Raw genomic sequence first — 20739 nt, forward strand, 5'->3', positions numbered from 1 at the left:
GCAGAGAAATCATGACAAGTGCCAGCAAGCGCGGCACTGAATTATCTGTAGCTTAGCCTTTTGCCAGCAGCGGGCGAAAGCTTTGCCGAGCTGTCGGCACAAGTTCGCAACAATTGTTGTGCAGAGTGCTTCGACATTGAAATTGCCGGCCTTCTGAAGCCTCAAGTCAGGTAGAATGCGCGCCCGGTTTTTGGAGAAGCTCATGACCCTGCTCAAATTCAGCGATGTGTCCCTTGCTTTCGGCGCTATGCCGTTGTTGGACAAGGTGTCCTGGCAGATCGCCCGTGGTGAGCGGGTGTGCATCATCGGCCGCAATGGCACTGGCAAGTCCAGCATGATGAAGCTCGTCAAGGGCGACCAGAAGCCTGATGAGGGCTCTGTTTGGCGCGCACCTGGCCTAAAGATTGGCGAATTGCCGCAAGAATTGCCGGTAGCCGACGAGCGGACCGTGTTCGACGTGGTTGCCGAAGGCCTGGACGGTGTCGGCGAGCTGCTCGCGCAGTATCACCACCTGAGCCAGAACATCGTCACCGACGCCGATCTGGACAAACTGATGCATGTCCAGCACGACCTCGAAGCCCGCGACGGCTGGCGTTTGCAGCAACTGGTCGACAGCACCTTGAGCCGCTTGCAACTGCCGGCCGACAAGACCCTCGCCGAATTGTCCGGCGGCTGGCGTCGTCGCGTTCTGCTGGCTCAGGCGCTGGTTTCCGAACCGGATCTGCTGCTGCTCGACGAACCGACCAACCACCTGGACATCGGTGCAATTGCCTGGCTCGAAGAAGCGCTGAAGGATTTCCAGGGCGCCGTGCTGTTCATCACGCACGACCGTTCATTCCTGCAGAACCTCGCGACCCGCATTCTGGAGCTGGATCGTGGCGGCCTGATCGACTGGAACGGCGACTACGCCAGTTTCCTCGTGCACAAAGAGGCGACTCTGGCGGCTGAAGAAACCGCCAACGCGCTGTTCGACAAGAAGCTGGCCCAGGAAGAAGTCTGGATCCGCCAAGGCATCAAGGCGCGTCGCACCCGTAACGAAGGCCGTGTTCGCGCATTGAAAGCATTGCGCGTTGAGCGTAGCGAGCGTCGTGAGCGCACCGGCAAGGCCAACATTCAGCTGGACACTGCTGACAAGTCCGGCAAGCAGGTGATGGTCCTCGAGAACGTGAGCTTCGCTCACCCGGGTGGCCCGTTCCTGATCAAGGATTTCTCGATGGTCCTGACGCGCGGCGACCGTATCGGTCTGCTTGGCGCCAACGGTACCGGCAAGACTACGCTGCTCAAGCTGATGCTCAGCGGCCTGCAGCCAACCAGCGGCACAGTGGAGGAGGGGACGCGCATCGACGTGGCCTACTTCGACCAGTTGCGCCATCAGCTGGACCTGGAAAAGACCGTGATCGACAACGTGGCCGAAGGTCGCGACTTTATCGATATCGATGGTCAGAGCCGCCACGTGTTGAGCTACCTCGGCGACTTCCTGTTCAGCCCGCAGCGTGCCCGCACGCCGGTCAAGGCGCTGTCCGGTGGTGAGCGTGCCCGTCTGTTGCTGGCCAAACTGTTCAGCAAACCGGCGAACCTGCTGGTACTCGACGAACCGACCAACGACCTGGACGTGGAAACCCTCGAGCTGCTGGAAGAGGTCTTGCTGACCTTCAACGGCACCGTGCTGATGGTCAGCCACGACCGGGCGTTCCTCGACAACGTGGTCACCAGTACCCTGGTCTTCGAAGGCGAAGGCAAGGTTCGCGAATACGTCGGTGGTTATCAGGACTGGCTGCGTCAGGGCGGCTCGCCGCGCCTGTTGGGCGTGACCGAAAGCAAGTCCGGCAAGGCCGACCTGAACTCGGCTGTCGTCACTGCGGAACCCGTGGCAGTTGCTGCGGCAGTAGAGGCGCCGGTGGCAAAGAAGAAGCTCAGCTACAAGTTGCAACGTGAGCTGGAAGCCTTGCCAGGTCAGATCGAAGCGATGGAGCAGCAGATCGTGGTGGTTGAAGCGCAGATGGCGGATGCCGGCTTCTATCAGCGTCCTGCTGCCGAGACGGCTGCGGTGATCGCTCAACTGGAGCAGTTGCAGGCTGAACTCGACGTGATGGTCGAGCGCTGGGCCGAGCTGGATGCCTGATTGATCCGGCGATAAAAAAGCCCGGCTTCACTCGCGTGAGTGCCGGGCTTTTCGTAGGAGCTGCCGCAGGCTGCGATCTTTTGATCTTATTTTTTCGGGCAAGATCAAAAGATCGTAGCCTTCGGCAGCTCCTACAGGGTTTTGTGGTTGTCAGCTTTTGATCAGACGCACCGCCAGCACATCGCAAGGCGCGCCGTGCAGTACGTCATTGGCAGTGGAGCCGAGTAACAGCGCCAAACCATGGCGACCATGACTGCCCACCACGATCAGGTCGCAGGTTTGCTCCTTGGCGAGGTGGTGAATCTCCTGGCGCGGCTGGCCGTAGGTCAAGTGGCTGTATTCCTTGGAGAGTTCCGGGTATTTCACGATCAATCGCTCAAGGCGCTCTTTGGCCTGATCGAACTGTTGTTGTTGCAACTGGGAAAGGTCCATCGGCACGTCGCCGCCAAAAGCCATGGCCATCGGTTCGACGATATGCACCAGAGACAGCTTCGCGCCATTGCTCACCGAGAGTTCGCGAGCTCGGTGGATGACAGGATCGCACTCTTCGGTTAGGTCTACAGCGACCAGAATGTGGTGGTAGGGCATGAGGTGCTCCTCCTGAGGATTGCAACATTGGTAAGTATGGCTGGTTTCAAGCGCATTGGTTTCAAAGTGACTCAATGGGCTCATCAAGACTCGGGAGTACAGATATGACGGTCTGGATAGTGGTGTCAATCCTGCTGGTGGTCTTGAGTCCGCTAGCCTGGTTGCGTCCCTCTCGTGCTCAGAACGGGCGCATGGCCCTGCGCATGGAGGCGCGGCGCATTGGCCTGGCCATGCAGCTGGCGCCCCAGGAATGGCCGCACTGGCTGAATGAGGAACCGCCGAGCCCTTGCGCCCAGTACCATCGGCCGCGCCGTGGCACGCAACCGGCGTGCTGGAGTTATTGGCAGAAGGTGCCGGGCGTATGGGTCAATCAGTGGCAGGAGGTCTGCGCGGATGGAATGCTGCTGAATCATTTCGAAAAACTGCCGGCCAATGTCTACAAGGTTGAGGCGGACAAGCAAATGATCGCCCTGTATTGGGGCGAGAAGGGTGAATCGAATGTTTTGCAGGACATTGATGCGCTGCTGAAAGCGCTGGCCTGAAATCCGATCCCCGCGGTTCCTACACTGTTGCGGGTCTTCGCCCGACAGACAGGCAATAAAAAGCCCGACATCGTCATCGGGCTGAGGTTGGCCAGGCAGGCCGGTAATTCTTTGTGCGCTGATCTTACGCTGGGCATTCGTCAAAAGCGTTCAGATTTTTTCTTCAGAGTCCCGCCAGCGTAGCTTGTTAAACACAGGCTGCCGCTAATTAGGGCGACTTTTCTAACTATTGATTCTATGAATGGCCTCGCATGCATCCTGCGTTGTTCAAGGCTTCGTGGTACGGAAGTGACTGGAAAGTCGCGTTTCAACCCGTATTTTGGGCGATTGACAATTGCCGGAAATTCCGTGAAGGTGACATACCCAAATCAAACGGGCGTATGAATTGAGCGTTTGTATTACAGATCGCTCCTACAGAATCCCGACTATCGCGTTGGCGGGTGTGCCGGGTGAGTTGGCGTTAGCATTGACGGATAAACGTCCCTGCCGAGCCAGTCGCCTGCGTCCGACGTGTACTGTTCAGCTTCCATATCGTGGAGATCAGTTGATGATTTACGAAGGTAAAGCCATCACGGTTAAGGCTCTTGAAAGTGGCATCGTCGAATTGAAATTCGACCTCAAGGGTGAGTCCGTCAACAAGTTCAACCGTCTTACCCTGAACGAACTGCGTCAGGCCGTAGACACCATCAAGGCAGATGCTTCGATCAAGGGTGTGATCGTCAGCAGTGGCAAGGACGTGTTCATCGTCGGTGCCGACATCACCGAATTCGTCGACAACTTCAAGCTGCCGGATGCAGAGCTTGTTGCTGGTAACCTCGAAGCCAACAAGATTTTCAGCGATTTCGAAGACCTCAACGTCCCGACTGTCGCCGCGATCAATGGCATCGCACTGGGCGGTGGTCTGGAAATGTGCCTGGCGGCGGATTTCCGCGTCATGGCCAACACCGCCAAAATCGGCCTGCCGGAAGTCAAGCTGGGCATCTACCCAGGCTTCGGCGGTACTGTGCGTTTGCCGCGCATCATCGGTGCCGACAACGCCATCGAGTGGATTGCCGCCGGTAAGGAAAACCGCCCTGAAGACGCGCTGAAAGTCGGTGCCGTCGATGCCGTGGTCGCACCAGAGAAACTGCAGGAAGCGGCTCTGAACCTGGTCAAAGGCGCCATCTCCGGTGAGTTTGACTACAAGGCCAAGCGTCAGCCGAAGCTCGAAAAGCTCAAGCTCAACGCCATCGAACAAATGATGTCGTTCGAAACCGCCAAAGGTTTCGTGGCCGGTCAAGCGGGCCCGAACTACCCGGCACCGGTTGAAGCGATCAAGACTATCCAGAAAGCCGCGAACTTCGGTCGCGACAAGGCGCTGGAAGTCGAAGCTGCCGGTTTCGTCAAACTGGCCAAGACCTCTGCCGCGCAGAGCCTGATCGGTCTGTTCCTGAACGATCAGGAGCTGAAGAAAAAGGCCAAGTCCTACGACGAAATCGCCAAAGACGTGAAGCAGGCCGCCGTATTGGGCGCCGGCATCATGGGTGGTGGTATCGCTTATCAGTCGGCCTCCAAAGGTACGCCGATCCTGATGAAAGACATCAACGAGCACGGCATCGAGCAAGGTCTGGCCGAAGCCGCCAAGCTGCTGGTGGGCCGCGTTGATAAAGGTCGCATGACTCCGGCGAAAATGGCTGAAGTGCTCAACGGCATTCGTCCGACCCTGTCCTACGGTGATTTCGGTCACGTCGACCTGGTCGTCGAAGCCGTTGTCGAGAACCCGAAGGTCAAGCAAGCTGTTCTGGCCGAAGTTGAAGACAAGGTCAAAGAGGACACCATCCTCGCGTCCAACACCTCGACCATTTCCATCACCTTGCTGGCCAAAGCCCTCAAGCGTCCGGAAAACTTCGTCGGCATGCACTTCTTCAACCCGGTGCACATGATGCCGCTGGTTGAAGTCATCCGTGGCGAGAAGTCCAGCGAAGTGGCCGTTGCCACCACCGTTGCCTACGCCAAGAAAATGGGCAAAAACCCGATCGTCGTCAACGACTGCCCGGGCTTCCTGGTCAACCGCGTGCTGTTCCCGTACTTCGGCGGTTTCGCCAAACTGGTCAGCGCCGGCGTGGACTTCGTCCGCATCGACAAGGTCATGGAAAAATTCGGCTGGCCGATGGGCCCGGCGTACCTGATGGACGTGGTCGGCATCGACACCGGTCACCACGGTCGCGATGTAATGGCTGAGGGCTTCCCGGATCGCATGAAGGACGATCGCCGTTCGGCCGTCGACGTGCTCTACGAAGCCAAGCGCCTGGGCCAGAAGAATGGCAAAGGCTTCTACGCCTACGAGACCGACAAGCGCGGCAAGCAGAAGAAAGTCGCCGATCCTTCGGTACTGGAAGTGCTCAAGCCAATCGTGTTCGAACAGCGCGAAGTCACTGACGAAGACATCATCAACTGGATGATGATCCCGCTGTGCCTGGAAACCGTGCGTTGCCTGGAAGACGGCATCGTCGAAACCGCCGCCGAAGCCGACATGGGCCTGGTCTACGGTATTGGTTTCCCTCCATTCCGTGGCGGTGCGCTGCGCTACATCGACTCGATCGGTGTTGCAGAGTTCGTTGCCCTGGCTGACCAGTACGCTGATTTGGGCGCGCTGTACCACCCGACCGCGAAGCTGCGTGAAATGGCCAAAAACGGTCAGAGCTTCTTCGGTTAAGCGCCCACACTAGAGCGAGAGTGAAAGTATATGAGCTTGAATCCTAGAGACGTCGTGATTGTCGACTTCGGTCGTACGCCGATGGGCCGCTCCAAGGGCGGCATGCACCGCAACACCCGCGCTGAAGACATGTCGGCGCACCTGATCAGCAAATTGCTGGAACGCAACGTCAAGGTCGACCCCTGCGAAGTTGAAGACGTGATCTGGGGCTGTGTGAACCAGACCCTGGAGCAGGGCTGGAACATCGCCCGCATGGCGTCCCTGATGACGCAGATCCCGCACACCGCGGCCGGCCAGACCGTCAGCCGTCTGTGTGGCTCGTCGATGAGTGCTCTGCACACCGCTGCGCAAGCGATCATGACCGGTAACGGTGACGTGTTCGTGGTTGGTGGCGTCGAGCATATGGGTCACGTGAGCATGATGCACGGTGTCGATCCGAACCCGCACATGTCCCTGTACGCGGCGAAAGCCTCGGGCATGATGGGCCTGACCGCAGAAATGCTCGGCAAGATGCACGGCATTACTCGCGAACAACAGGACGCTTTTGGCGTGCGCTCCCACCAGCTCGCCCACAAGGCGACTCTGGAAGGCAAGTTCAAAGACGAAATCATCCCGATGCAGGGCTACGACGAGAACGGTTTCCTGAAACTGTTCGACTACGACGAAACCATTCGTCCGGAAACCACCCTGGAAAGCCTGGCGGCGTTGAAGCCAGCGTTTAATCCGAAGGGCGGCACGGTGACAGCCGGCACTTCGTCGCAGATCACCGACGGTGCTTCGTGCATGATCGTGATGTCGGCGCAGCGTGCCCAAGACCTGGGTATCCAGCCGATGGCGGTGATTCGTTCGATGGCAGTGGCAGGTGTGGACCCGGCGATCATGGGCTATGGTCCAGTACCGGCAACACAAAAAGCACTGAAGCGCGCGGGTCTTGGTATCAACGATATCGACTTCTTCGAGCTCAACGAAGCTTTCGCCGCACAGGCGCTGCCAGTGCTGAAAGATTTGAAAGTGCTCGACAAGATGAACGAGAAGGTTAACCTGCACGGCGGCGCGATCGCCCTGGGTCACCCGTTCGGTTGCTCCGGTGCCCGTATCTCCGGCACTTTGCTGAACGTGATGAAGCAGAATGGCGGCACCTTCGGGGTGGCTACCATGTGCATTGGTCTCGGCCAAGGCATCTCCACCGTCTTCGAACGCGTTTAAGCGTTTCGCTGATGGAAGCCGGGGCCAAGTGCCCCGGTTTTTGTTTTCCCGGATTTATTTTGTTTTTATTTTGAAAAAATTTCAGTGAGGGCCAAACCATGCCGATACAACCTGGGCTCTACGAACATTACAAAGGTCCGCAGTACCGCGTATTCGCGGTTGCGCGGCATTCGGAAACCGAAGAAGAAGTGGTCTTCTACCAAGCCCTGTATGGCGATTACGGCTTTTGGGTGCGTCCCTTGAGCATGTTCCTGGAGTCGGTCGAGGTTGACGGCGAACAGGTGCCACGCTTTGCTTTGGTGCAAGCCGAACCGAGCGTTTTTCCGCAGCCATAAGGGGAGTGCGTGCAGAACCCTGCGCTTGACCTCACCTTGTAGCCACTATATATAGCGGTGCCGCGTCAGGCGCCAACCGCCTTTCACTTCTAGAATTCAGGAATTTTCTGATCCATGGGCAAATCGCTGGTCATTGTGGAATCCCCGGCTAAGGCCAAGACCATCAACAAGTATCTGGGTAACCAATACGTGGTGAAGTCGAGTATCGGCCATATCCGAGACCTGCCCACCAGCGGTTCGGCTAGCGCCAGCAAAGAGCCTGCCGCCAAGCGCGGCAAGGCCGCCGCAGGTGAAGGTCCGGTGCTCACACCGAAAGAGAAAGCGCGCAAGCAGCTGGTCTCGCGCATGGGTGTCGATCCCGATCATGGCTGGAAAGCCAAGTACGAGATCCTCCCGGGCAAGGAAAAAGTCATCGAAGAGCTGCGCCGGCTCGCCAAAGATGCTGACACTATCTATCTCGCAACCGACTTGGATCGCGAGGGGGAAGCCATTGCCTGGCACTTGCGCGAAGCCATCGGTGGTGACGACAGCCGCTACAAGCGCGTGGTGTTCAACGAAATCACCAAGAAAGCGATCCAGGAAGCCTTCTCCAAACCGGGCGAGCTGGACATCGATCGAGTAAACGCCCAGCAGGCGCGTCGCTTCCTCGACCGCGTGGTGGGTTACATGGTTTCGCCGCTGCTGTGGGCCAAGGTCGCCCGTGGCCTGTCCGCCGGTCGCGTGCAATCGGTTGCCGTGAAGCTGGTGGTCGAGCGTGAACGTGAAATCCGCGCGTTCAACCCGGAAGAGTACTGGGAAGTTCATGCCGATCTCGGCACCGCCAAGGGCGCGGCCGTGCGCTTCGACGTGGCTCGCGAGAATGGCGAAGCCTTCAAGCCGCTGAACGAAGCCCAGGCCATGGCCGCGCTGGAAAAGCTCAAGGCTTCCAGCTATAGCATCGTCAAGCGCGAAGACAAACCGACCAGCAGCAAGCCGTCGGCACCGTTCATCACCTCCACCCTGCAACAGGCCGCGAGTAACCGCCTGGGCTTCGGTGTGAAGAAAACCATGATGATGGCCCAGCGTTTGTACGAAGCCGGCTACATCACGTATATGCGTACCGACTCCACCAACCTTTCGGTCGATGCCGTGGCGATGGCGCGAACCTATATTGAAGGTGAGTTCGGCAAGAAGTACCTGCCGGAAAACCCGAACGTTTACAGCAGCAAGGAAGGCGCACAAGAGGCTCACGAAGCGATTCGTCCGTCCGACGCCAATACCGAGCCAAGCAAGCTGTCGGGCATGGAACGTGATGCCGAGCGGCTTTACGAGCTGATCTGGCGCCAGTTCCTGGCCTGCCAGATGCTGCCGGCGCAATACCTCTCGACCACGGTCACCGTCGGTGCCGGCGACTTCGAGCTGCGTGCCAAGGGCCGCATCCTGAAGTTCGACGGCTACACCCGTGTCATGCCGCAAATTGCCAAGCCTGGTGATGATGATGTGCTGCCGGACATGGCCCAGGGCGACGCGATGAAGCTGATCAAGCTTGATCCGACCCAGCACTTCACCAAGCCGCCGGCGCGTTATTCGGAAGCGAGTCTGGTTAAAGAAATGGAAAAACGCGGCATTGGTCGTCCTTCGACCTACGCGGCGATCATTTCGACCATCCAGGACCGCGGCTACGTGGCGCTGCACAACCGTCGTTTCTATTCGGAAAAGATGGGCGACATCGTCACCGAGCGTCTGGCCGAGAGCTTCTCCAATCTCATGGACTACGGTTTCACCGCCGGCATGGAAGAGAACCTCGATGACGTGGCTCAGGGCGAGCGCGACTGGAAGAACGTGCTCGACGAGTTCTACGGCGACTTCAAGAAGAAACTCGAAGTGGCAGAAGGCGCCGAAGGCGGCATGCGTGCCAACCAACCGGTGATGACTGATATTCCGTGTGTGTTGTGCGGTCGTCCGATGCAGATTCGTACTGCCTCGACGGGCGTATTCCTCGGTTGCTCGGGCTATAGCCTGCCGCCGAAAGAGCGCTGCAAAGCCACCGTCAATCTGGTGCCGGGCGATGAAATCGCCGCGGACGATGAGGGTGAGTCCGAGTCGCTGGTTCTGCGTGGCAAGCATCGCTGCCCGATCTGCAGCACCGCGATGGACGCTTATCTGCTCGACGAGAAGCGCAAGCTGCACATCTGCGGTAACAACCCGGATTGCTCTGGCTACGAAATCGAAGAGGGCAGCTACCGCATCAAGGGCTACGAAGGTCCGAGCCTGGAGTGCGATAAGTGCGGCAGCGAGATGCAGCTCAAGACCGGTCGTTTCGGCAAGTTCTTCGGGTGCACCAACGCCACGTGCAAGAACACTCGCAAGCTGCTGAAGAGCGGTGACGCGGCGCCGCCGAAGATGGACCCGGTGAAGATGCCTGAGCTCAAATGCGAAAAGGTCAACGACACCTACATCCTGCGTGACGGTGCTTCCGGCCTGTTCCTGGCGGCCAGCCAGTTCCCGAAAAATCGCGAGACCCGTGCTCCGCTGGTGATGGAAATCGTGCCGCACAAGGATGAGATCGATCCGAAATACCACTTCCTCTGCGAAGCGCCGAAGAAAGATCCGGACGGTCTTCCTTCGGTAATTCGTTACAGCCGCAAGACCAAAGAGCAATACGTGCAGACTGAGGTTGACGGTAAACCGACTGGCTGGAAGGCGTATTACGACGGCGGCAAGTGGACGGTTGAAGACAAGCGTCCATCAGCCAAGGCTTAAAAGGCTGTACACAAAAGGCCGCATGACAACCCTCGGGTTTTCATGCGGCCTTTTGTTTTGGGCTTGCGGGAAGCGGAGGTGATCCACGACACTGTCTGACCTGCGTGAAGCAATTATTTCGTTGTGGAGGCTGCCATCATGGCCCACGAACTCTATACCCGTACCAACCAGAAGATTTATTTCGCCGGTCTGTCGCTGGAAGCGCTCGCCAAAGCCGAAGAGGGGCGGGCGATGAACTCCCTGGCGCTGATTCAGGCCGGGCGCGAATCGGCGTTGTTTCACCTGTACGGTGCGCTGTTGGGGCTGTGCCATGAAATCGCCGGTTTCTATCGCTTGCCTCAGGCCAATGCGCCGCGGGCCGAGATGCTGCTGACCCGCGAAGTGCTGGAAACCATCGCCATTCCGGAAATGGCCGAGATGGTCGAACTGGCGCAAAACCCAGAAACCTGGCTGGCCAAGCTGTTGTCGGCATATGCCGCACTGCTTCAGCCGCCTCGCGTTCCGCACAAGCCCAAGGGTGATGTGACGCAGCCGCTCATTCAGGCCGTTAATCTGGATGAAGAAGAGGCGCCGCAAACGCTGAGTCGGGAAGAGCTGGAGAGCTGGCGTCAGAACCTTAAAGGCCTGGCGATGCGGTTTCGCGAAGGGTTGAACGAGTGCTGAAAGATTGAGCGTTTAGGGGCGGGTCCGCTCAAGGAAGAGTGATGTCAGAAATTTCTCTTCGTGATGGCATTTGGTCAAGATCCCGAGCGAAGCTTGGCTGATGCCTATATAATCCCCGCCTTTCGTGGAGAACAGACCTTTATGCCAACGTCCTTTCTAGAAATTGTCGAGTTACCAGACGGCCGAATCGAGCTGCGCAGGGCCGAGGACGAGGGTTCTTTGGTTACTTTGGATTTCTCCGAGGATGCCAAGGTTTTCCTGCAAGGCCAGCATGTGGAAGTCGCCAAGGCGATGTTGAGCGTCGGTGTTCAGATGGCAGGACGCCTGGTTGAAGGCGAATTTGATAAGGAAGAGGGGGCGCGGGTTCTTCATTGATCCCGCCCGTCGGATTCTTCGGATACCTCTACAGATTGGCTTCTCTATCCCTGGCGAAGCCCCGCGCTGTTCAACGCGCACAGTGTTTGTCAGTTAACCCAGTCGAATGTTCAGACTTTGCGCATCTCCGATACGGGCGGCGCTGATCAGCTGTTGCCGCGACGTTGTGCTTAGCGGGTTAAGCCAGCTGACGACTGTATGGCTGCGGCCAAGTCGCAAGGCTTCGCAGGTCAACTGCTGAGCGCTCTGTGTGCCGCGCGGTTGCAGGAGCAGAATGCGCTCACGGTTCAGACCGGCGTCCCGTAACCAGGCTTGTGTCAGGCTGGCGGGCGGGGCGATCAGTGTCAGCCAGCGTGCATCCTGATCCTGACTCAGTTCCCTGAGAATGGGTGCCAGAAGGTTCAGGCAGTTCCCGGCCGCGCCGCGCAGTGATAGCTCGCTGAAGACTTCGGGCTCGGCGCTCCAGGGCGATTCGACCACGTCTTTCAGGATCGGCGCCAATGGCTGTGCCATGAACGCCTCAAACAACGGCAGTTGGGCTTGCTGTGAGGTATGTGGGAACTGCATAAAGCCTCCTTTAGCGGCGAATCACGCCGACACTCAAGCCTTCGATAACCAGTTCCTGATCTTTCAGGTTGACTTCGATAGGGGCGAACTCAGGGTTTTCGGCAATCAACCAGACCTTGCTGCCGTCGCGCTTGAAGCGCTTGACGGTCACTTCGTCACCGATTCGCGCCACCACGATCTGGCCGTTACGGGCTTCACGGGTGGTATGGACGGCCAGCAGGTCGCCATCGAAAATGCCGACGTCCTTCATGCTCATGCCATGGACCCGCAGCAAATAGTCGGCGCGGGGATGGAAGAACGAGGGGTTGATGTTGCAGGATTCCTCGATGTGCTGCTGGGCGAGGATCGGCGCACCGGCAGCCACTCGGCCAATGATCGGCAAGCTGGACTCGTCGGCCTTGGCTTCGAAGCCAGGGATGCGGATGCCGCGAGAGGCGCCCGGGGTCATCTCGATCGCCCCCTTGCGGGCCAGCGCCTTAAGGTGTTCTTCCGCCGCATTGGGCGACTTGAAACCCAGTTCCTGAGCTATTTCCGCACGGGTCGGCGGGTAGCCGTTGTCTTCGAGGCAACGTTTGATGAAGGCCAGAATCTCTGCTTGGCGTGGCGTCAGCTTTAGCATATTGATCGCTCTGTCTTTTTATACAGTGACTGGGATTATATACAGTGAACCGGTCTTGGCAATGCCCCTTTTTTGTCGGCCGCTGGATGGTCATTTTGCTCGCTGATTGAAGCGCCACTGTTGTATGGTTAAATATCTGACCGACCATTCCCAAAACGAACCGCCAGACTTGACAAGGCCTGGGCTGAAACGTATGTTTCAAACAAGTGTTTGTCAGGCGGAGTAGCCATGGCCCAGTCGGAAACCGTTGAACGCATTCTCGATGCTGCCGAGCAGCTGTTCGCGGAAAAAGGTTTTGCTGAAACCTCATTGCGTCTGATCACCAGCAAGGCTGGTGTCAATCTGGCGGCGGTGAATTATCACTTCGGGTCGAAGAAGGCGCTGATTCAGGCGGTCTTCTCGCGTTTTCTCGGGCCTTTCTGCCTCAGTCTCGAAAAAGAGCTGGAGCGCCGTCAGGCCAAGCCCGAGAACAAGCCGACCCTTGAAGAGCTGCTGGAGATTCTTGTCGAACAAGCTCTGGTGGTGCAGCCACGCAGTGGCAATGATCTCTCCATCTTCATGCGTTTGCTGGGGCTGGCGTTCAGTCAGAGCCAAGGGCACTTGCGTCGTTATCTGGAAGATATGTACGGCAAGGTGTTCCGCCGCTACATGATGCTGGTCAACGAGGCTGCGCCGCGTATTCCTCCGATCGAACTGTTCTGGCGTGTGCACTTCATGCTGGGTGCCGCGGCGTTCAGCATGTCGGGGATCAAGGCCTTGCGTGCGATTGCCGAGACCGACTTCGGCGTCAACACCTCCATCGAGCAGGTGATGCGTTTGATGGTGCCGTTCCTGGCCGCGGGCATGCGTGCCGAAACTGGCGTCACCGACACGGCCATGGCCACCGCGCAGTTGCGTCCACGCAGCAAATCGGCCCCGGTCGCCGCCAAGGTTTAACCGCACACGGGTGGGCGCGGCAGCTGACATCCGCTAAGCTAGCCGCCCATGCCGACTCTCGTTCTGAACCTGCTCCTCATTGATATCGCCGACCTGCCGGGCTCAGCCCATGGCGGCGAATTCGTGCGAGCCGGGTTTATCGTAATCAAGGAATCTCTATGACTGCTGGCCTGCAAGGCTCGTTGATGGTGGACGTCGCCGGTACCTGGCTGACGGCTGAAGATCGCCAATTGTTGCGCCAGCCCGAAGTGGGCGGCCTGATCATTTTTGCCCGCAACATCGAACATCCGCGCCAAGTGCGCGAGTTGAGCGCTTCGATCCGCGCCATTCGTCCCGATCTGCTGCTGGCGGTGGATCAAGAGGGCGGTCGGGTTCAGCGGTTGCGTCAGGGCTTCGTGCGACTGCCAGCCATGCGCGCCATCGCCGACAACCCGAATGCCGAAGACCTCGCCGAGCAGTGTGGCTGGATCATGGCTACCGAAGTGCTCGCGGTCGGTCTCGACTTGAGTTTCGCCCCGGTGCTGGACCTGGATTACCAGCGCAGCGCGGTGGTTGGCACCCGTTCGTTCGAAGGTGATCCCGAGCGTGCAGCCTTGCTCGCCGGTGCTTTCATCCGCGGCATGAACAGCGCCGGCATGGCCGCAACTGGCAAGCATTTCCCCGGTCATGGCTGGGCCGAGGCCGATTCCCATGTCGCGATTCCCAACGACGAGCGCAGCCTCGACGAGATCCGCGCCAACGACCTGGTGCCATTCGCGCGACTGAGCAAGCAACTGGCCGCTGTCATGCCGGCCCACGTTATTTATCCACAAGTCGATTCCCAGCCTGCAGGTTTCTCCCGTCGCTGGTTGCAGGACATCCTGCGCGGCGAGCTGCAGTTCGATGGCGTGATCTTCAGCGATGATCTGTCGATGGCTGGTGCGCACGTGGTTGGCGATGCCGCCAGTCGCATCGAAGCGGCATTGACCGCCGGTTGTGACATGGGTCTGGTGTGCAACGATCGCGCGGCTGCCGAGCTGGCCTTGAGCGCCGCCCAGCGTTTGAAGGTCAAACCATCGGTGCGTATTGCGCGGATGCGTGGGCAGGCGTACGCCAGCACCGAATACCGTCAAGACCCACGCTGGCTGGCGGCCATCGGCGCGCTCAAAGAAGCTCAATTGATTGATTAAGGATTTTTCGTAATGACGGTTTACGCGATTATCGGTGGCACCGGCCTGACTCAACTCGAAGGCCTGAGCATTCGTCAGTCATTGGCGGTGGACACACCTTATGGCGCGCCTTCGGCCGAGGTGCAGATCGGTGAGTACGCCGGCAAGGAAGTACTGTTTCTCGCGCGTCACGGGCATCCGCACCGTTTCCCGCCGCATCAGGTGAACTACCGCGCCAATCTGTGGGCTTTGAAGCAGGCCGGTGCCGAAGCGATTCTCGCGGTCAACGCCGTGGGCGGGATTCATGCCGCGATGGGCACCGGGCATTTCTGCGTGCCGCATCAATTGATCGACTACACCAGCGGTCGCGAACACACCTATTTCGCCGACGACCTGGAGCAGGTCACGCACATCGATTTCAGCTATCCCTACAGTGAAGCCCTGCGTCAGCAATTGATTGCGGCGTTGGCGGCTGAAGGGGTTGGCTACAGCAGCCATGGCGTGTACGCCTGTACTCAGGGGCCACGCCTGGAAACCGTCGCTGAAATTGCGCGCCTGGAACGTGACGGTTGCGACATCGTCGGCATGACCGGCATGCCGGAGGCAGCGTTGGCGCGTGAGCTGGAACTGGATTACGCCTGTCTGGCGCTGGTGGTGAACCCGGCGGCGGGCAAGTCGACAGCGGTGATCACCATGGCCGAGATCGAGCAGGCGCTGCATGACGGAATGGGCAAGGTGAAGTCGACTTTGGCGCGGGTGTTGAAAGGCTAAGACGTAACCCCCGTGTAATTCAGTCATTATCAGAAGCGTTGAATTTATGCCGACAATCATTGAGCAACTTCATCAGATGCCGTGGGCGGAGGCATTCAGCAATCGTGCTCTGGATAAAGCGCGCAGATACGCCAAGGAGAATCGGGTCAAGATCATCGATCTTGATGATCTGACGGTTAGCGCAGCTCAAGGATGGCCGCTTGCAGGACATCAGGTCTGTGTTTTCGCCGTCAGATGCGCTGATGCGCGAGCCGGGCTATCTATCAGAGCTTGACCTGCGAATCGCCAGATTGCTGGTCGCAGTCCACTCTTCCCATTCTTATTACAGTGGATACCCCTTGCAAGGCGGCTGCGGGGCCGAAGTCCTCCAATTGGCGTTGAAAACTTCACGACTGTTTCTTGATCTCGATCTCGAGCAATTGCAGCCCTTGGCATCAGGAATGAAGAGGTCTGCGCAGTTTGTCTGGGCTGAACAAGGCAACGGCAGTTTCCGTCCGCAATGGCGTAGTGATGAAGCCCCTGAAGAAACGATTCTGGCGCTGGAACCATTGTATTACCTGGACCGTGAACGGATGGAGGTTGGGCCGTTGCTGAGTGAGCTGGACAACAAGCTGGCCAGACACTTGTCATTGGTTCCCGACATCCCGGCGCGGCAGGCGATGCAATTCAGTCATCGGATGAGTGCCGTGACTCGAGTAGCGCCACCGCCACACACATTGACCGAGCGGATCGTCGACGATATTGAGCCCCAGGCCTTCCTGACACTCGCAACGACCAAGCGTTATACAAATTGGAAATACGAACCGGAGCACCGCGCAGCGCTGGCGTTCACTTACAACGGTCACATGGCCTCGGACAAAAAATCCACGGAAGTATTCGTGGTCAATGGCGAGCGCCACAGCTTGTTGCCGATTCTGCTGCATTTGTTACGCAATCAACCACAGTTGATGAACCCGGCTGAGCTAGCCTGCCGCGATGATAACGATCAGGTATTGATTGATCTCAATAGTGGGCAGTTTGGAGCGAAACCAGGTACGAAAGTCGCTCTACCTCTCGGGCGAGTCAAGCCATTGATGGCTACGCTGGGTGAGTTGTATTTGAGTGCTAGCAGCGGTAATCCGTTGCGTCTGAATGCCCCTGATGCGGCGCGCTTGAGTGAGCTTGAAGGTCTGCCGCTGGTCTGGCAGGGCGGTGAGCGATTGCGCAGTTTTGCAAAACGCTTGCGTGAATCGACTCATGCATACGTTGCTGCTCCAACAGGCCTCAACGCGGTACTGCGGCCGTATCAGCTCGAAGGCCTGAACTGGATGCAGACCCTTCGCGAACTGGAAGTTGGCGGTATCCTTGGCGACGATATGGGGCTGGGCAAAACCCTGCAAACCCTGACCCATTTGCTTTGGGAAAAACAGGCGGGGCGTCTCGACCGCCCGGCGCTTGCCGTGATGCCTACCAGCCTCATCCCCAACTGGCTCGATGAGGCGGCACGCTTCACCCCGCAACTGAAAGTCCTGGCGCTCCATGGCGCCGCTCGGCAAAACGATTTTGCCAACCTTGCCGACTACGACCTGGTGTTGACGACTTACGCGTTGCTGCCGCGCGACCTCGAGGTTTTACAGCCTCAGGTCTGGAGCGTGCTGATTCTCGATGAGGCACAGAACATCAGGCGGCCCGACAATTAGAGACTCGACAGCGTTTGTGCCTGTCCGGCACTCCAGTTGTGGTCGCTGTTTCACTTTTTACTGCCCGGTTGGCTCGGCGACAGTAAAGCCTTTAATCGCGATTACCGCACTCCGATCGAGAAACACGGCAACAGCGAGCGGATGCAACACCTGACGGCCCGAATAAAACCCTTCTTGCTACGCCGCAAGAAAGAACAGGTCGCTACCGAGCTTCCCCAAAAACCGAGATTGTGCATTGGGTCGATCTTAGCGACGGGCAGCGGGATGTATATGAAACCGTGCGCGTAGCGATGGACAAGAAGGTGCGTGATGAGATTGCCCGCAGCGGCGTCGGACGTAGTCAGATCATCATCCTCGACGCTTTGCTCAAGTCGCGTCAGGTGTGCTGCGATCTGCGCCTGATCAAAACGCATCTGACGGCAAAAGCCCTTCGCTCGGGCAGTGGAAAGCTGGTCAGCTTGATGGAGATGCTCGAAGAATTGCTCAGTGAAGATCGCAAGATTTTGTTGTTCTCACAGTTCACCTCGATGCTGGCGTTGATTGAGCAGGAATTGCAGCAGCGCAGTATTGGCTACTCGTTGTTGACCGGCGACACCATGGATCGGCGCACACCGGTGAAAGATTTCCAGAGTGGCAAGGTGCCATTGTTTCTGATTAGCCTGAAGGCTGGGGGAACCGGTCTCAACCTGACAGCGGCGGATACGGTGATTCACTTCGATCCGTGGTGGAACCCGGCGGCAGAAAATCAGGCGACCGACCGAGCCTACAGAATTGGTCAAGACAAGCCTGTATTCGTCTATAAGATGATTGCTCGCGGTACGGTCGAAGAAAAAATACAGGCGCTTCAATTGGAAAAGGCTGCGTTGACCGGGGCCGTACTCGAAGGTGGAACAAGTGGGGGGTGGAAGCTTGAACAGGGTGATATTGAGGCGCTATTCGCGCCTTTGCCTGATCCCAAATCCTGATAGCTGATTTCTTCAGTGAATCTGCAGTGATGCCTTTGCGGGCGATCCGACTCGCCCGCGAAGGCGATCTATAAATCGCCGCTACTTATCAATTTTCTCCGGCAACGGCGCAAACAACGCCTCGATATCATCGCTCTGCAATTTCCAGTCCCCGGTCTTGCGCCCATCCAGCACGCCTGCGGCAAGATCGGATTTTTCCTTCTGCAGATGCTGAATCTTCTCTTCCACCGTGCCCCTGGCAATCATCTTGTAGACGAACACCGGCTTCTCCTGACCAATGCGATACGCGCGATCAGTCGCCTGGTTTTCCGTCGCCGGGTTCCACCAAGGGTCATAGTGAATCACCGTATCCGCTTCGGTCAGGTTCAGTCCTACGCCACCAGCCTTCAGGCTGATCAGAAAGATCTGACGCTTGCCGCTCTGGAACTCCTTCACTGGCGTGCGTCGGTCGCGGGTTTGTCCGGTCAGGATCGCATACGCCACGCCACGTTTTTTCAGCTCGTCTTCGATCAACGACAGCATTGAGGTGAACTGCGAAAACAGCAGAATTCGCCGACCTTCCTCAAACAACTCTTCCAGCATTTCCATCAGGCTATCGAGCTTGCCGGAAGTGCTGCCCCGCGCGGGTAGGGCGGCATCGTTGACCAAGCGCAAATCACAGCACACCTGACGCAGCTTCAGCAGGGCCTCAAGAATGATGATCTGGCTGCGCGCCACGCCCTTGCGGGTGATTTCGTCGCGGACTTTCTTGTCCATGGCCAGACGCATGGTTTCGTACACGTCACGCTGTGCTTCGTTGAGTTCGACCCAATGGATGATCTCGGTTTTCGGCGGCAGTTCGGTGGCTACCTGTTCCTTGGTTCTGCGCAGCAGGAACGGTTTGATCCGACCGTTCAGGTGCTGAAGTCGTACTTCGCTGGCGCGCTTTTCTATCGGTACGCGGTAATCACGGTTGAAGCTTTTTACGTCACCGAGCCAGCCGGGCAGCAAAAAGTGGAACAGCGACCACAACTCGCCCAGATGGTTTTCCAGCGGCGTGCCACTCAGGCACAGACGCTGGCGAGCATTCAGCTCGCGGGCTGCGTGGGCGGCCTTGCTGTTGGGGTTCTTGATGTACTGCGCTTCATCCAGCACCAGTACATGAAACGGTTGCGCGGCCAGGCGCTCGACGTCCTTGGGCAGCAGCGCATAGGTGGTCAGAATCAGGTCGTATTCGGCCAGGTGCTCGAAATGTTTTTTGCGACTGGCACCGTACAGCGCCAGCACTTTGAGCTGCGGCGTGAAGTGCGCGGCTTCGTCGAGCCAGTTAGGGATCAGGCTGGTGGGCATCACCACCATGCACGGCCGATCGAGGCGCCCGGCGTTCTTCTCGCTGAGCATATGCGCCAGGGTCTGTAGGGTTTTGCCCAGGCCCATGTCGTCCGCGAGAATCCCTCCGACTTCCAGTTGCCGCAACGACTGCATCCAGCTCAGACCTTCCAGCTGATACGGGCGCAAGGTGGCATTCAAGCCTTCGGGGACTGTCGCGGTGTAGTCCTTGATGTCGCGCAGGCGCTGAGCAAAGGTGCGGATCTGCTCGCCACCTTCCCAGAGCAGCGGCAGGCCTTCCAGCGGATTCAATCGTGTGGCGTCGGCCTTGCTCAGGCGCAGCGTGGTTTCGCCGGGCTCCTGCAGATAAAACTCGCCTAGGGTCGCCAGCACCGGTTTCAAGCGGCCGAAGGGCAGGGCGACCTGCAGCGGCCCTTGGTCGGTGCTGCGGCGCTGCGGGATGTTCACCAGAATCAGTTCGTCGTCGCGACGTCGGGCGAGCCGTTCCGGGTTGAGGAGCTCGGTGTGGGAGCGCATCAGGTTCAACAGGATCGGCAGCAGGCTCAGCCGTTCGCCGTTGACGATGATCCCCAATTCCAGGTCGAACCAGTCGCGTTCAGGTGCCTGCTGGACAGTGGCGTACCAGTCATCGACGGCGGTCAGGTCGAAGCCGAAATCCTCGTCGATCTGCAACTCCCAACCCTGGGTGCGCAGCTTCGGCAGCTCATTGAGGGTGAAGGTCAGCCAGGCGCTGTCGTTGACCATCTCGTAGAGTTCGCCGGCACTTTCCGGCAGGGCCTTGCTTTGTCGGGTGGCGATCTTGAAACCGAGGATTCGCAGCTGTTCCCTGTAGGCCTGTTCGACTTCCGGGTGACGTTTTATCCGCAGCGTCTGCGTCTCTTGGCGAATCAGGATGTCAGTGTTTTTCTGCCCGCTGACGTATTCATCCAGATAGCTGAAGGACAGCGCCGCGCGATGCTGGATGTACCGCTGCATCTTGCCGTTGCGCGGTTCGAAGGCGCTGAACTCAATGCTCGCCAGCCATAGGCGCGGCACCGGTTGCACGTTGTCCACCAACACTTGTGGCGGCGCTTTCGGGCTACGGTTTTCCAGTGCGGCCTGAAGTTTTTCCAGCAGTTCAGCGTCTTTGGCAGCGGCCGGATAAGCGAGGGTTTCCTGCACTTGCAGCAACACCGCCGCGCAATGTTTGCAGTTGCTATGAACCGGGCAGGTGCATGTGGCGTCGATCATCAGCAAGGTGCCTTTGGCCGACTCGCGCAGGCGAATGGTCTGACGGTAAACGTTACCGCCAGAGCCTTCGCAACTGGCGGTGATGGTGGCATCGCCGACCTCGATGATCCTGACGCGGTTTTCCAAAGCGTAGCGGCGGCCACGCTCCAGGCTCTGTTCCTTGAATCGGCTGACCCAGGAGGTTGCCAGGGGTTTGCTCAGGGGCGCGGAGGACATAAGGGCTTCAA

At 58.3% G+C, this 20739-nt stretch carries 17 protein-coding genes and 1 pseudogene; 14 read left to right on the forward strand and 4 right to left on the reverse strand.

Translation table 11 applies throughout. The features are described from left to right. Positions 1-202 precede the first annotated feature (202 nt). Positions 203-2122, forward strand: a complete 1920-nt coding sequence (locus LOY56_RS08795) for an ATP-binding cassette domain-containing protein (protein ID WP_258621094.1) — start codon at positions 203-205, stop codon at positions 2120-2122. 150 nt (positions 2123-2272) lie between these two features. Here the strand turns inward: LOY56_RS08795 and LOY56_RS08800 are convergent, their stop codons facing one another. Continuing rightward, entirely contained in the window at positions 2273-2710 is a 438-nt protein-coding gene (locus tag LOY56_RS08800) for a universal stress protein (RefSeq protein WP_030128421.1), read from the reverse strand. Between the two features lie 104 nt (positions 2711-2814). Here LOY56_RS08800 and LOY56_RS08805 point away from each other — a divergent pair, with 104 nt between their 5' ends. From LOY56_RS08805 to LOY56_RS08835, 7 genes are all read left to right on the forward strand, one after another. Continuing rightward, positions 2815-3252 (forward strand): hypothetical protein, encoded by a 438-nt coding sequence (locus LOY56_RS08805; RefSeq protein ID WP_258621096.1) that lies wholly within the window; start codon positions 2815-2817, stop codon positions 3250-3252. 547 nt (positions 3253-3799) lie between these two features. Continuing rightward, entirely contained in the window at positions 3800-5947 is a 2148-nt protein-coding gene (fadB, locus tag LOY56_RS08810; RefSeq protein WP_258621098.1) for a fatty acid oxidation complex subunit alpha FadB, read from the forward strand. Positions 5948-5977: 30 nt separating this feature from the next. Next, positions 5978-7153, forward strand: coding sequence for an acetyl-CoA C-acyltransferase FadA (gene fadA, locus LOY56_RS08815; protein WP_258621100.1), 1176 nt, complete (start codon positions 5978-5980; stop codon positions 7151-7153). A gap of 98 nt (positions 7154-7251) precedes the next feature. Next, positions 7252-7488: a DUF1653 domain-containing protein gene (locus LOY56_RS08820; protein ID WP_007907781.1), complete on the forward strand. Its 237-nt coding sequence runs from the start codon at positions 7252-7254 to the stop codon at positions 7486-7488. Between the two features lie 114 nt (positions 7489-7602). Next, complete coding sequence (gene topA, locus LOY56_RS08825; RefSeq protein WP_258621103.1) at positions 7603-10230, forward strand: type I DNA topoisomerase; 2628 nt, start codon at positions 7603-7605, stop codon at positions 10228-10230. Positions 10231-10368: 138 nt separating this feature from the next. Next, a complete protein-coding gene (locus LOY56_RS08830) occupies positions 10369-10893 on the forward strand; it encodes a DUF6586 family protein (protein ID WP_258621104.1) in 525 nt (174 codons plus the stop codon). 141 nt (positions 10894-11034) lie between these two features. Next, complete coding sequence (locus LOY56_RS08835; RefSeq protein WP_030128415.1) at positions 11035-11268, forward strand: hypothetical protein; 234 nt, start codon at positions 11035-11037, stop codon at positions 11266-11268. 93 nt (positions 11269-11361) lie between these two features. Here LOY56_RS08835 and sulA read toward each other — a convergent pair whose 3' ends face one another. Next, positions 11362-11835 (reverse strand): SOS-induced cell division inhibitor SulA, encoded by a 474-nt coding sequence (sulA, locus tag LOY56_RS08840; protein WP_008073066.1) that lies wholly within the window; start codon positions 11833-11835, stop codon positions 11362-11364. Positions 11836-11845: 10 nt separating this feature from the next. Then, positions 11846-12454 carry a transcriptional repressor LexA gene (gene lexA, locus LOY56_RS08845; protein WP_007907770.1) on the reverse strand — a complete coding sequence of 203 codons (609 nt, stop codon included), beginning with the start codon at positions 12452-12454 and terminating at the stop codon, positions 11846-11848. A 228-nt stretch (positions 12455-12682) separates the two neighbouring features. Between lexA and LOY56_RS08850 the strand changes: the two genes are divergently transcribed. From LOY56_RS08850 to LOY56_RS08875, 6 genes and pseudogenes are all read left to right on the forward strand, one after another. After that, a complete protein-coding gene (locus LOY56_RS08850; protein ID WP_258621106.1) occupies positions 12683-13390 on the forward strand; it encodes a TetR/AcrR family transcriptional regulator in 708 nt (235 codons plus the stop codon). Positions 13391-13548: 158 nt separating this feature from the next. Beyond that, positions 13549-14559, forward strand: a complete 1011-nt coding sequence (gene nagZ, locus LOY56_RS08855) for a beta-N-acetylhexosaminidase (protein ID WP_258621107.1) — start codon at positions 13549-13551, stop codon at positions 14557-14559. A 12-nt stretch (positions 14560-14571) separates the two neighbouring features. Next, entirely contained in the window at positions 14572-15309 is a 738-nt protein-coding gene (locus LOY56_RS08860; RefSeq protein ID WP_258621108.1) for an S-methyl-5'-thioinosine phosphorylase, read from the forward strand. A 46-nt stretch (positions 15310-15355) separates the two neighbouring features. After that, complete coding sequence (locus tag LOY56_RS08865) at positions 15356-15583, forward strand: hypothetical protein (RefSeq protein WP_258621109.1); 228 nt, start codon at positions 15356-15358, stop codon at positions 15581-15583. Positions 15584-16154: 571 nt separating this feature from the next. Continuing rightward, positions 16155-17276: pseudogene (locus LOY56_RS26975) on the forward strand (SNF2-related protein). A gap of 2 nt (positions 17277-17278) precedes the next feature. Further along, complete coding sequence (locus LOY56_RS08875) at positions 17279-17953, forward strand: DEAD/DEAH box helicase (RefSeq protein ID WP_258621110.1); 675 nt, start codon at positions 17279-17281, stop codon at positions 17951-17953. Positions 17954-18034: 81 nt separating this feature from the next. Here LOY56_RS08875 and LOY56_RS08880 read toward each other — a convergent pair whose 3' ends face one another. Further along, positions 18035-20728, reverse strand: a complete 2694-nt coding sequence (locus LOY56_RS08880; protein WP_258621111.1) for a DEAD/DEAH box helicase — start codon at positions 20726-20728, stop codon at positions 18035-18037. Positions 20729-20739: the final 11 nt, after the last annotated feature.

Origin of the sequence: Pseudomonas sp. B21-048 (assembly GCF_024748615.1) — a bacterium.
Taxonomy (GTDB): Bacteria; Pseudomonadota; Gammaproteobacteria; order Pseudomonadales; family Pseudomonadaceae; genus Aquipseudomonas.

Coding starts and splice junctions, on each gene's coding strand:
- LOY56_RS08795 (WP_258621094.1), top strand. CDS start 203: ATGACCCTGCTCAAATTCAGCGATGTGTCCCTTGCTTTCGGCGCTATG.
- sulA (WP_008073066.1), bottom strand. CDS start 11,835: ATGCAGTTCCCACATACCTCACAGCAAGCCCAACTGCCGTTGTTTGAG.
- nagZ (WP_258621107.1), top strand. CDS start 13,549: ATGACTGCTGGCCTGCAAGGCTCGTTGATGGTGGACGTCGCCGGTACC.
- fadA (WP_258621100.1), top strand. CDS start 5,978: ATGAGCTTGAATCCTAGAGACGTCGTGATTGTCGACTTCGGTCGTACG.
- LOY56_RS08820 (WP_007907781.1), top strand. CDS start 7,252: ATGCCGATACAACCTGGGCTCTACGAACATTACAAAGGTCCGCAGTAC.
- LOY56_RS08875 (WP_258621110.1), top strand. CDS start 17,279: ATGGACAAGAAGGTGCGTGATGAGATTGCCCGCAGCGGCGTCGGACGT.
- topA (WP_258621103.1), top strand. CDS start 7,603: ATGGGCAAATCGCTGGTCATTGTGGAATCCCCGGCTAAGGCCAAGACC.
- LOY56_RS08830 (WP_258621104.1), top strand. CDS start 10,369: ATGGCCCACGAACTCTATACCCGTACCAACCAGAAGATTTATTTCGCC.
- fadB (WP_258621098.1), top strand. CDS start 3,800: ATGATTTACGAAGGTAAAGCCATCACGGTTAAGGCTCTTGAAAGTGGC.
- LOY56_RS08805 (WP_258621096.1), top strand. CDS start 2,815: ATGACGGTCTGGATAGTGGTGTCAATCCTGCTGGTGGTCTTGAGTCCG.
- LOY56_RS08860 (WP_258621108.1), top strand. CDS start 14,572: ATGACGGTTTACGCGATTATCGGTGGCACCGGCCTGACTCAACTCGAA.
- lexA (WP_007907770.1), bottom strand. CDS start 12,454: ATGCTAAAGCTGACGCCACGCCAAGCAGAGATTCTGGCCTTCATCAAA.
- LOY56_RS08835 (WP_030128415.1), top strand. CDS start 11,035: ATGCCAACGTCCTTTCTAGAAATTGTCGAGTTACCAGACGGCCGAATC.
- LOY56_RS08800 (WP_030128421.1), bottom strand. CDS start 2,710: ATGCCCTACCACCACATTCTGGTCGCTGTAGACCTAACCGAAGAGTGC.
- LOY56_RS08865 (WP_258621109.1), top strand. CDS start 15,356: ATGCCGACAATCATTGAGCAACTTCATCAGATGCCGTGGGCGGAGGCA.
- LOY56_RS08880 (WP_258621111.1), bottom strand. CDS start 20,728: ATGTCCTCCGCGCCCCTGAGCAAACCCCTGGCAACCTCCTGGGTCAGC.
- LOY56_RS08850 (WP_258621106.1), top strand. CDS start 12,683: ATGGCCCAGTCGGAAACCGTTGAACGCATTCTCGATGCTGCCGAGCAG.